The 11,326-nt window shown below is 36.2% G+C and carries 9 protein-coding genes and 1 tRNA gene; 4 read left to right on the forward strand and 6 right to left on the reverse strand.

All coding sequences use genetic code 11. The features are described from left to right. Positions 1-440: 440 nt before the first annotated feature. The gene (locus tag DIT68_RS07750) at positions 441-752 is read left to right on the forward strand and encodes an SUF system Fe-S cluster assembly protein (RefSeq protein WP_109359225.1); all 312 of its coding nucleotides are present in this window, start codon (positions 441-443) and stop codon (positions 750-752) included. Between the two features lie 67 nt (positions 753-819). Here the strand turns inward: DIT68_RS07750 and DIT68_RS07755 are convergent, their stop codons facing one another. The 4 genes from DIT68_RS07755 to DIT68_RS07770 form a co-directional block, all read right to left on the reverse strand. After that, positions 820-1,803, reverse strand: coding sequence for a D-alanine--D-alanine ligase (locus tag DIT68_RS07755; protein ID WP_109359226.1), 984 nt, complete (start codon positions 1,801-1,803; stop codon positions 820-822). 283 nt (positions 1,804-2,086) lie between these two features. Next, entirely contained in the window at positions 2,087-3,139 is a 1,053-nt protein-coding gene (gene thiL / locus DIT68_RS07760) for a thiamine-phosphate kinase (RefSeq protein WP_109359227.1), read from the reverse strand. 4 nt (positions 3,140-3,143) lie between these two features. Then, positions 3,144-3,731, reverse strand: coding sequence for a polysaccharide deacetylase family protein (locus DIT68_RS07765; protein ID WP_158276140.1), 588 nt, complete (start codon positions 3,729-3,731; stop codon positions 3,144-3,146). Between the two features lie 25 nt (positions 3,732-3,756). Further along, positions 3,757-7,749: a glycosyltransferase family 117 protein gene (locus tag DIT68_RS07770; RefSeq protein WP_109359229.1), complete on the reverse strand. Its 3,993-nt coding sequence runs from the start codon at positions 7,747-7,749 to the stop codon at positions 3,757-3,759. Positions 7,750-8,043: 294 nt separating this feature from the next. Between DIT68_RS07770 and DIT68_RS07775 the strand changes: the two genes are divergently transcribed. Together DIT68_RS07775 and DIT68_RS07780 are read left to right on the forward strand one after the other, a co-directional pair. After that, positions 8,044-8,116 (forward strand) — tRNA-Gln (locus DIT68_RS07775). Between the two features lie 247 nt (positions 8,117-8,363). Beyond that, positions 8,364-9,659: a site-specific integrase gene (locus tag DIT68_RS07780; protein WP_109359230.1), complete on the forward strand. Its 1,296-nt coding sequence runs from the start codon at positions 8,364-8,366 to the stop codon at positions 9,657-9,659. A gap of 29 nt (positions 9,660-9,688) precedes the next feature. On the opposite strand, the gene DIT68_RS07785 is transcribed toward DIT68_RS07780, so the two are convergent. Then, positions 9,689-10,417, reverse strand: a complete 729-nt coding sequence (locus DIT68_RS07785; RefSeq protein ID WP_146194156.1) for a hypothetical protein — start codon at positions 10,415-10,417, stop codon at positions 9,689-9,691. A 449-nt stretch (positions 10,418-10,866) separates the two neighbouring features. Next, positions 10,867-11,055 (reverse strand): hypothetical protein, encoded by a 189-nt coding sequence (locus DIT68_RS07790; RefSeq protein ID WP_109359232.1) that lies wholly within the window; start codon positions 11,053-11,055, stop codon positions 10,867-10,869. Between the two features lie 6 nt (positions 11,056-11,061). On the opposite strand from DIT68_RS07790, the gene DIT68_RS07795 reads away from it, so the two are divergent. Next, the coding region (locus DIT68_RS07795; RefSeq protein WP_146194158.1) for a hypothetical protein at positions 11,062-11,326 on the forward strand (265 nt) is incomplete at its 3' end.

Below are 11,326 nucleotides of genomic sequence, written 5' to 3' on the forward strand. Positions count from 1 at the left end.
TTTACATGTTATTTATATTAAATCTAAATAACCCTCTTTAATGTGCAAAAATACCTAATTAATGGTATTTGCCAAATTAAAAACTAGATTATTTTAATGGATTTTGGAAATGCGACAGAAGTGAGGGAAAAAGAGAAAAGAAAGATTTTAACCACAAAGAGAACGGAGGCTTCACAAAGTACACCGAGAAAAGGAGAAAAAAAGGGGTTTAACTGCAAATGAAAAGAAGGTTTCGCTAAGCACCCCGTAAAGAGGAAAATGAGAAGGAGAGGGTGAAGTTGAACTAGTAGGGTTAGAAGAAACAAGACCACTCCAAAACACATTAACCATCAATAATCAATAAATAACAATTATCTCCTTATTTATAATCTTTCTAAAAAAGAAGACTGTTTTGACTTTTATCTGTAAAACAAACAATATCTTTGTAAAAAAATAAAGAAATGAGCAACGTTGCATTAGAAAACTCGATTATTGATGTAATCAAGACGATTTACGACCCAGAAATCCCTGTAGACGTTTATGAATTAGGACTAATTTATGAAGTAAAAATCAATGGAGACCAGTCCGTGGATGTTGAAATGACTTTAACTTCACCCAACTGCCCTGTGGCAGAATCTCTTCCGAAAGAAGTAGAAGACAAAATTGCCGCTGTAGACGGAGTAAAATCTGCAAAGGTGAATATCGTTTTTGATCCTGCTTGGGACCAAACCATGATGAGCGAAGAAGCGAAATTGGAATTGGGGTTTTTATAATGGAAACTTTTAATTGGGTGTATGGACGATTTGCAAATCGTCCCTACCATTGCAATTAAAAAACCCATTACACCCCAAACTGTTTTCTTTCGAAAGCATAAATCTCTTTCCAAAAATCGCCAATTGAAATTTCGGCACATTTAAGCATTTTTGGAACAAGAGATTCCGACGAAAAGCCTGGTGTTGTGTTCACTTCAATAACATAAGGTTTGTCCTCTACAATCATAAAATCTACCCTAGCTAACGAGCGCATTTGCAGCAATTGATAAATCTCTACTGTGAGGTCTTGAATTTCTTTTGTTAGTTTGTCGCTAATTCTCGCGGGCGTAATTTCTTGAGACTTGCCAAGATATTTTGCATCATAATCAAAGAAATCAGACTCTGAAACAATTTCTGTACAAGGCAAAGGAACAACTCCAGAATCATTACGATAAACACCACATGTAACTTCTGTTCCTTTCAAAAAGGCTTCGCAAACAACGGTATTTCCCTCTGCGAACGCGTCATCTATTGCTTTTTGTAAATCTTCGTGAGCATACACTTTCGATATTCCATAACTCGATCCTGAATCTGCTGGTTTCACGAATAAGGGATAGCCCAATCGTTCACCAATCTCCTGGGTTGAATAACTTGAGTTTTTCAATAACAATTGAGATTCTGCTACTTTGATATCAAAGCCTCTTAAAAACTGATTACAAAACCATTTATCGAAGGAAAGTTCGGAGGAAAGCGCGCTACTGTTTAAAAATGGCAGTTTTTTCATCTCAAAATAAGCTTGAAGCTTACCATTTTCTCCAGGATCTCCATGGATATAAACATGCGCTAAATCAATTTTAAGTTGCTCTCCATTTTTTAAAGTAAAAGTAAAATCAATAGGTGAAACTTCTGCTGATTCACCTTGATAATCTGCAAACCACCCCTCCTCGTTTACACGCACTAAAAATGCGTTGTATTCATCTTTGGGAAGATTCTCCAAAATCATACTTGCACTTTTTATAGATATTTCAAACTCAGATGAATATCCACCACAAAAGATTCCTACGTTTATCATGCTTTAGTTTTTACGAAGTACGGGAAAATTTTAGCTTGATATAAAAAGAATTCATGGAAGTTATCAGCAAAGGGTTTTTGATAATTGTCTTGGTAGAATATTTTGCCGCACATCACGAGTTGCAAACTCGCGACAGCGTCAAAATATTAACTAGCGTTAACGCTCTCTAAACTGCGCTTTTAGAATTACTATAAATATGTTTTTTTAAAAAAAATAGTGATCGTAGATCCACGTCATCCGTGTGCCAATACTGCGCACACCAAGTCAAACAAATTATCAATTACTAATTCCCCTTCTGTCCATGAAAGTGATTCCACCCCTGAGCTTTCAGCTGAATTGCCGCACCTTGCTTATCCACCAAATACAATCCTGAATCTTTAGCAGCGTAATGGCCAATTACTGTCATGTGCGGATTTCCTTTGATTTTATCAAAATCTTCTTGTTTGATTGAGAATAGCAATTCATAATCTTCTCCTCCGTTTAAAACGCAAGTTGTTGGAGAAATATCAAAATCTATGGCCGTTGTAGAAACTGAAGTGTCTATGGGTAATTTTTCGTCATATATAACTGCTCCCAAATCAGATTGAGTACATAAATGGAATAATTCAGAGGCTAAACCATCCGAAACATCAATCATTGAAGTAGGTTTAACACCTAATTCAGCCAAGAATTTAACAATGTCTTTTCTTGCTTCGGGTTTCAATTGTCTTTCTAAAATATAGTCGAAACCATCTAAATCTGGTTGAATATCAGGATTTGCTTTGTAAACTGATTTTTCGCGTTCTAAAATTTGAAGTCCCATGTACGCAGCGCCTAAATCTCCAGTTACAACGATCAATTCATTTTCTTTCCCACCATTTCTGTACACAACATCTTCTTTTTTGGCAGTTCCAATAGCGGTAATTGAAATCATTAAACCGGAGACAGAGGAAGTGGTGTCACCGCCTACCAAATCAACTTCGTATATGTCACAGGCTTTTTTTATTCCTTTATATAATTCTTCTAGCGCCTCTTTTGGAAAACGGCTAGAGGCAGCAATTGTAACAGTGATTTGCTCAGCTGTTCCGTTCATTGCATAAATATCTGATAGATTGACAACAACGGCTTTATAGCCTAAATGCATCAATGGTGTATACATTAAATTGAAGTGAATACCTTCAACCAATGCATCCGTAGAAACGAGCATTACGTTTTCGCCATCTTTTTCGATAACTGCTGCGTCGTCACCTACACCATAAATTGTAGACCCTCTTTTATTTTTAAAGTCCTTTGTTAACTCTTCAATTAAGCCAAATTCTCCAATGGATTCTAATGATGTTTTTTTCTCTTCGCTCATAATACTATCGTTTCTTTTCTACCAGCGCAAAATTAAGTCCTTTATCGCGAATTTCTTGAATAATTGCGGGGATAATTTCTTTTATTTTGTGAATTGTTTTCTCGTTTTCGTGAAATACTAAAATATCTCTATCTCCCACTTGATTTTTAAGCTTTTGAATAAGTTCATTAGCTGAAATTGAAGAGTCAAAATCATAACTCATCCAACTCCACATCACAAGCTCTCCTTTTTTCAAGATATATTTCGCCTGTTTTTGAGTTAGATCGCCATAAGGAGGCCGAAACAGATCGGAGTCTACCAAAGCGTTTGACTTTTCGAAATTACGCTTAAATTCTTGCCAATTGATTTTCTTTCCTGAAACATGATTGTAGCCATGGTGTCCAATTAAATGCCCTTCTTCCAATGCTCTTTTCAATAACTCAGGATGCTTTTCGATTTGCCTTCCTTGCCAAAAGAATGTGGCTTTAATGTGATTTGATTTTAAGACGTCTAACAACCAAGGCGTAATTTCGGGATGTGGCCCGTCGTCGAATGTTAGACACACACTACCCTTCGTCCCAAACCAAATGCGGCGCGGAAAAATCCACGCCACAATTTTTGGTATTTTATATATGTTTTTACTGATTTCCAGAATCGTCACTTTGGAATCCGTTTTCAGTAAGCAAGGCGTTATAAAGTTTAGCAAACTCTAAAGCCTCTTTTTCCATCGTCCTTACGCGGGTTCTACCTCCTCGAATAGCTTCCTTCACTTCTTTATTGCTAAGGTCTTCAACAATTTTACCTACAACATCTCTCGTCAATTTCTGGTCAAGTTCATTTCCGAAATTAGCTGCTTCACTATCTGGTGAATTAACCACTACTTGAGCATAAACTTGCAGGAAGTTCATTGCAAAAGAAATGAAATCTTGTTTGCTTTGGTAAGCTATTAAAGCATCACTGTGTTGGAAATAATTCATCATTGTTTCCAATTGAGCCATGTATTCAATTGCTAATTTTTCAGCAGATTCGTTCTTTCCAACTTGGAATAAAGCTTTAACATAATCTGGAACCGCACCATCAGAGTACACTTGTTCTCCATTAGGCAATCTACGTCCAGTTGCTCGCGGCTCTCCGAAGTCAAACACCTTGTCAATTGGCAACTTCTCTAGAGAATGATTAATTATGCTTTCAATTCTATCCGCATAGAACTCTGTGTCTTTAAGATTAGAAGAGCTCGAAGCACCAGCATTTTTAGACAATTCATAGTCACTAATGTACTTAGAAACCAAATCAATGAAACTATTTCTATACTGACTTGTGTGACGCCTTGTATAGTAATCTACCAGTACACCGTCCTCAGCGAGATTAGCGTAATCGTACTTATTAATAATGTTTTCATACATTAGGTCACGCACATAATCATTTGCTGCTTCTCTCTTAATAGGCGTCAAACCATGTACTTGTCCATAATTATGAACAATTCCTTGTCCGTATAGCGCTTTCGCCACATCGGAACCTCCTGGACTAGAGAAATAAATTCCTCGTTTCCAATCGAAGTTAGCCAAAATATCCATCATCATCACTTCTTCACGGCTTAATCCTCGCACATCAGAATTGAACATTCCTCCTTTTCTAAAGTTGAAACGCAATTCGCTCTCTGCTTGATCAACGTACTCCTCTGAAATAATTCCTGCCTCAACTGCATTTTCAACATTAACTGGAAGAACAAAACCTGATGCAGGGAAATATCTAAATGTTCTGCCTCCTGGTTGAGACATCATGTTTGCGTCATCTCTCACAAACTCCATTGCATAATCGAGAGGCAAGAAATCCCAAGATTGCGTCCATGTAATTGCAGCGTTTTCCAATTGCTTCAATAAATTTTCATCAGCAGAAATCAAATTATTCCCTACGTCACTAAAAATTTTACGAATAATCAAATCAATTCTTACATAGTCCTCATAACCCGGATTAGCGATTGGCGCTTCTAATTCTGCCTTTACCTTTTGAAGAATATCAGCTGCCTTTTCATTATTTGGAGTCATGGCCTGCGTAGACGCCGCCAATCCTCTTCTAATTTGAGAAAGTGCACTTTTAAACAACTGCGGATTTCCTTCAATTTTCTTTTTAATCACCTCATTCGCCTTTTCTGTAGACAGGTTTCTTTTATAAATTTCGTAATCTAAGAATAGCACATAATCTGTATTTCCTGCACCCATCAAAATTTGATCTTCTCTGAACTTAATAGGTAAAGGGTCAGATTCATAAGCGCGCATCTTCATTTGGTTAGAGTACCAATCTGTTTGCATTAAAGAGAGGTTAGCCACACGCACATCGGTACGGAGCCCTTCAACCTCTTGTAAATACCATAATGGGAAAGTATCGTTATCCCCATTCGTATAAACAATAGAATTTGGCGACAACCCAATTAAATAATTATAGGCTAAAGAACGCGCTGGAGAGCGATTACTCCTATCGTGGCCTTCCCAACCTTGCACACCAAGGAGCATAGGTGCCGAAATTCCTAATAAAATAGCAAATCCTGCTGCACCTACTTTTGGCGCATTAATTTTTCGGAGCATAGTCATGGCGAGCATTGCTCCACCTCCAATTCCACCAATAATTAATATTGAAGCAGTCGCAGGCATTCCTCTGTTCGCACTCATGTCCACGATAAGACATAAGAAAACTAACCCGGCATAACTGATTCCTAACTTTTTGTAATCGGATTTACCAAAAGACCTAAATGCTTCATACAGCCCGTACACACCAAGTCCTATCCAAATGGCAAAGGTGTAAAACGAAGCAGCGTAAGCATAATCTCGTTCACGCGGTTCAAATGTTTTTTGATTCAGATAGATTACAATTGCTAAACCTGTTAACAAGAATAAAATTCCAACTACGATACCATCTTTTGGTGCTTTTAGGAAGTGGAAGAACATTCCAATCAAACCTAAAATAAGCGGGATGTAATAAAATTTGGCATTACTTGGATTGTGTTGTGTGTAATAAGGTGCGTTTTCACCTTGCGCTCCCAGCCGGGCTTCATCCACTACATTAAATCCGGAGAGCCAGTTTCCTCTAAATTCATCTCCATGTCCTTGAATATCGTTTTGACGTCCAGAGAAATTCCACATAAAATACCTCCAATACATCCAATCTACTTGGTAATTTACAAAATAGGTAATGTTATTTCCAAAGGTTGGCAATGGTCTTCCGTCTTCCCCTAGTTGACTCGGTGGCACCTTTCGACTAGGATCGTAACCCGACCAATTTTTATACCCTCGAATTTTCTGTTCACTCATGCGATCAAACATCCTAGGGAACAAGGTATTCTGAGTGTAGACAGGGACTTGGTTTTCAATTGCGCCCGCGTTAATCATGAAATACTTTTCATCCATAGTGTAGTTCTGTCCACTATTTTTGATGTAGTTTTCCGCCAGCTCTTTGTCTTTAAATGAAATAATATCTGTTCCAGAACTAGTTGAAACAACCCATCTTCTGTCATAGTTTGGTGATCTATCCTTAAACTCGCTTTGTTTGGCTGGTTTAGAATTAAAATACTCACCATAAAGAATAGGCCAAGAACCGTATTGCTCACGCTTTAGGAATGCATGAAGAGTTACTAAATTTTCTGGATTGTTTTCATCCAAGGGTGGGTTTGCATTGGATCGAATGACAATCGTTGCAAAAGATCCATATCCAATAAAGAGCATAATTAAACCAAGGATGACTGTATTCCCTAACTTGTATCCTTTGTTTCTGGTGAAATACAATCCACCCACTAAGATTCCGACTAAAAGAATAAAAAAGAATGCCGCGCCCACTCCAAAAGGAAGTCCGAGAGAATTCACAAAGAAAATCTCCATTTTAGACGCCAATGCAATAGTTCCTGGAATTACACCATTTTGTATAAAACCAAGGGCTAAAACTCCTGCTATACCCGTAATTAAGAAAGTCTTAAGGTTACTTTTAGGGTACAACTGATGCGATATAACGTAGGCAATGGCAGGTAAAACAAGTAAACCTAACAAGTGAACTCCGATTGCTAATCCGAATAGGAACATGATTAATACCATCCACCTTAAAGGACGAATTTCAGGACTTAACTGCCCACGTTTAATCATTGTCATTTCCTCATCCCACTTCAACACTGCCCAAAAAATAACCGCAGTAAACAAAGATGACATTGCATACACTTCACCTTCAACCGCTGAAAACCAAAATGATTCGGTAAAAGTGTAAGCCATTGCTCCAACAAAACCAGAACCTAAAATTGCGATTTTTTGTCCGTTAGACATTTCATCACCATCCTTTTCAGCGATTTTTTTACCCAACTTAGTAATTGACCAAAACAAGAAAAGAATAGTTAAAGAACTACTCAGCGCTGACATTCGGTTGATCCATAAAGCTACATCAGCTTCAGATCCTGCAAAAAGAGAAAATACTCTCCCGATAAGCATAAAGAAGGGCGCACCCGGTGGGTGACCAACTTCCAACTTATAGGCTGCGGTGATATATTCCCCACAATCCCACAAAGAGGCAGTATCTTCAACGGTAATAAAGTAAACGATTGTCGCAATTAAGAATGACAACCATCCAATAGAAATGTCTAACTTTTTATAGTTCATAGTGTAAATTTGAATCGCACGAAGTTAATAATATTCAGTTTGCGAACGAAAATATGCATCTTAAAATTATAAATAGGCAACATTATTTCATTTTAACACAAATAAAACCCGTTAAAAGTATCTCAATAGGCTATCTCCTCTAAAATCAGTAAAAAAATAGAGCATCTATACTATTGAAAATCAATTCTGAAAAAAATATCAAAAAATTTATCTCAAAAGTCCTTGTCATTACATAAAAAGTTTATAAATTTGCACTCGCAGAAAGCCAAACGGGTTTTCAAATTGTTTAAAAATTGTCCCATGGTGTAATTGGCAACACGTCTGTTTTTGGTACAGAAGAGTCTAGGTTCGAGACCTAGTGGGACAACTAAAAGCCTCTCATTCGAGAGGCTTTTTTCATTAAATACCATCAAATATAATGGTTTGCGTGATTTAACCATTTCTTAGAACAACATCAAATAACAAAGAAAATTACAACAATTCGGTTAACAAGAGTTTGTTGTAGTTTTGTTAACCGAATGACATCTAGATGCCCATTGTTATTATCTGTATAGACATTTATGTTTTTGAGATTCACTAAAGAAACAAATGTATAACGGTTAACAATTTCTAAGATGAAAAACTCAAAGGTTAATTCATTCTCTACTTTATTGTGGGGAAACAAAAATCGAATTAATAAATCAGGAGAAATCCCGATTTATTTAAGAATCACTGTAAACGGCAAAAGAGCCGAAATCTCAACAAATCGTTTTGTTGACAAAAACGCCTGGTTACCTAGTGCTCAAAGAGTAAAAGATAAAGCCAAAGGCGCTATTCAAATAAATGGTTATCTCGACATGTTGAGAGGAAAGGTTCTTGAAGCTTACAACAAGCTTTTAGCAGCAAATGATGAAATTACTGCTAAAAAAATCAAGTCTATAGTAGCAGGCAAACCAATACAATCAAAAACAACCCAAAAAACCATCCTGGATGCCTTAGACTACCACAACAAAAAAATGGAAGAAAAGGTCACGATAGGTCAAACGGCAAAAAAAACATACACGCGCTACGTAATTACTAAGAAGAAAGTCGTAGCCTTTATGAAGCATCAGTATAAAATAAAAGACAAGCCATTGTCAGAGCTTCGCTTGCGCTTCGTCACCGAGTTTGAGCATTATCTGCTTACGCAAGATAATCTGCATACAAACACAGCACACAAGTACATTAAAAACCTAAAAACGGTAATGAATATGTCAGTTGGCTTAGACTGGATTTCTTCAAACCCATTTAACAACTTTCGTTGTAGCTACATCGCTCCTAAAAGAGAAGTGCTTACTCAAGAAGAAGTAGACAGAATTAGATTTAAGAATATTTCTATAAAACGATTAGCTGAGGTTCGTGATGTTTTCAAATTCTGTTGTTACACTGGTTTCGCGTATGCAGACATATACGAATTTGAATATGATGCAATCATTAAAGGAATAGATGGTGGATCCTGGCTTAAAACAAATCGTAAAAAAACAGGCGTAAAAGAAAGTGTTCCTTTACTTCCAGTGGCTCTTGAAATTATACAGAAATATAGAGAACATCCATACTGCTTGAACAAAAATAGATTGCTTCCAGTAAACAGTAATCAACGATACAACGGCTATTTGAAAGAAATTGCGGATATATGCAGTATCAATAAAAAAATCACTTCGCATATTGCTCGTCATACCTTTGCCACTAAAATCACATTATCCAATGGCGTACCCATTGAAACAGTAAGTTCAATGCTTGGCCATAGTTCTATTCGCACTACTCAAATTTATGCTAAAGTCATTGAGAGCGAAACGAAAGCAACTAACAATTTTAAATATTCTTGTGTCATTGGAATAATAATAAATAAAGGGAAACAAACTTACGCTTATTGCTCTCTTATTGAAAGATAAAACATCTTTCAATTAAACTTTTCAAATTTCTAGTGGGCAAAATAAATAGTAGCACCTATTCTAAATTGAGGAATCAAATAATCTCTAGGCATCTCAAAATGAACAACATTTTCATTAGGCTCTGGGACAGGTTCGGCTTCTTTAGGGTACTTTTGAATGTCTGTAAGTTCAATAATATAATCCATCCCTATTTCACCAAAAAGCTTTATTCCAAGCCTTTCTGTTGCCATAGCTTTTAGAGATATTCTACCTTGAACTCCTGTGACCAAATATTCTCTTTTATTATCAATTGTTATCTCACTTTTAACCGGAGGATGAAGATACGACATATTATGTGGAGAGGCATTATTATAGAAGGCCTCATATGTGTTTCCTCTAACCTTCTCGCTTTGTGCTAGGTAGCCCAGTATTCCTTCAACAGCCCAACTGAAATTTGACGCTCCAATTTGGAACTCTGGTCCAATGGTTAGTCTAGTTTGCAAATCTCGTTGAGTTAAGTTAGATTCCTCAAAGTAAATCTCTGAGGTTGAGGTTGATTGGTAAAACCTACGGTCCCAAAGACTTTCTCTAATATCCCAACCTTGGGAAAGTCTAAAATTTATCGAGCGCTTTTCCTTTAGGGCTAATTTATAATTCAAAAACAATCGATGATCTGAATCGGTTGTTAAACCAATTCCTATTTCATTCAAATTTTGAGCCTCACCACCCAACGAAATAAACATTCCGATAACTAGAGTAAACAAGCTTAATTTATTCATGCCTTTTCTTGATTTTTTGATTCTTACCAAGACTTCAACGTTCCAGTCACTAAACATATTACATGAGTGCTTACCCTATTTATCTGAAAAACAGATTCTATAACATTCCACTCTGGTAACAAAAGAATACCTCAGAGCTTATATAGATTCAACCAATTCTGTTATTCATACGGATATAGGCAATGCATCAATAGAAGTGCTTGATATAATTTATGGTGACACTACATACTAAGAAAAGTAAAAACTGATTAAAAACAAAAAAGGGAACAAACGAGCGTTCATTCCCTTTTTAACCTAACCTAAACACCTAAATCGAGACCAATATATAAGTTTTAAATTAAGTGGCAAAGGAATAATGATATTTGTGTCATGTTAGTCTAAATTGCCTTATTAAAACAGATATATCTGCTAAAACAATTAAATTTCAAGAATCAATCTTTCTATGTTAGTTAACCATTGGAAACTGAATCGAAAAAACTAAATCCCTCAGAAATCACTCTACTTTTATCTTTGAGCATTAACTCCTTAACTCTCTCAGGTGTTTTTCTCCATAATTCAGGAGAGATATAAACATTCGTTCCCTGAGAAAGAATGACTTCAGTAATTATTCTAACTTTATCATTAAGGTTGACAAACATTAATTGATGAGTAATAAGTTTAAAATAGGATACATTATTTTCATATTTACTTTATCAGCTCTTGTTGGCAGTCAGTTTTTTGTGAAAGATAAAATATTGAATGGACTCGACAATTTAAACTATGTAAAAGGGCAAATTGAGTACTATCAATCTAAACCAAGTCCAATAGATGAAACGGATGAGATCAGAAAGGTTTTACACATCAAATTAAAGAATTCAAGTAGAGTTTACAGAGATGGTTTTGCGTTATTGTCAGCCCTTGATAAAAACA

Source organism: Brumimicrobium oceani (genome assembly GCF_003143775.1).
GTDB classification, from domain to species: Bacteria; Bacteroidota; Bacteroidia; order Flavobacteriales_D; family Crocinitomicaceae; genus Brumimicrobium; species Brumimicrobium oceani.

Bases quoted from the DNA above. Each gene is read 5' to 3' on its own strand.
- DIT68_RS07755 (WP_109359226.1), bottom strand. From the start codon at position 1,803: ATGATAAACGTAGGAATCTTTTGTGGTGGATATTCATCTGAGTTTGAA.
- DIT68_RS07770 (WP_109359229.1), bottom strand. From the start codon at position 7,749: ATGAACTATAAAAAGTTAGACATTTCTATTGGATGGTTGTCATTCTTA.
- DIT68_RS07780 (WP_109359230.1), top strand. From the start codon at position 8,364: ATGAAAAACTCAAAGGTTAATTCATTCTCTACTTTATTGTGGGGAAAC.
- DIT68_RS07785 (WP_146194156.1), bottom strand. From the start codon at position 10,417: ATGAATAAATTAAGCTTGTTTACTCTAGTTATCGGAATGTTTATTTCG.
- DIT68_RS07790 (WP_109359232.1), bottom strand. From the start codon at position 11,055: ATGTTTGTCAACCTTAATGATAAAGTTAGAATAATTACTGAAGTCATT.
- DIT68_RS07750 (WP_109359225.1), top strand. From the start codon at position 441: ATGAGCAACGTTGCATTAGAAAACTCGATTATTGATGTAATCAAGACG.
- thiL (WP_109359227.1), bottom strand. From the start codon at position 3,139: ATGAGCGAAGAGAAAAAAACATCATTAGAATCCATTGGAGAATTTGGC.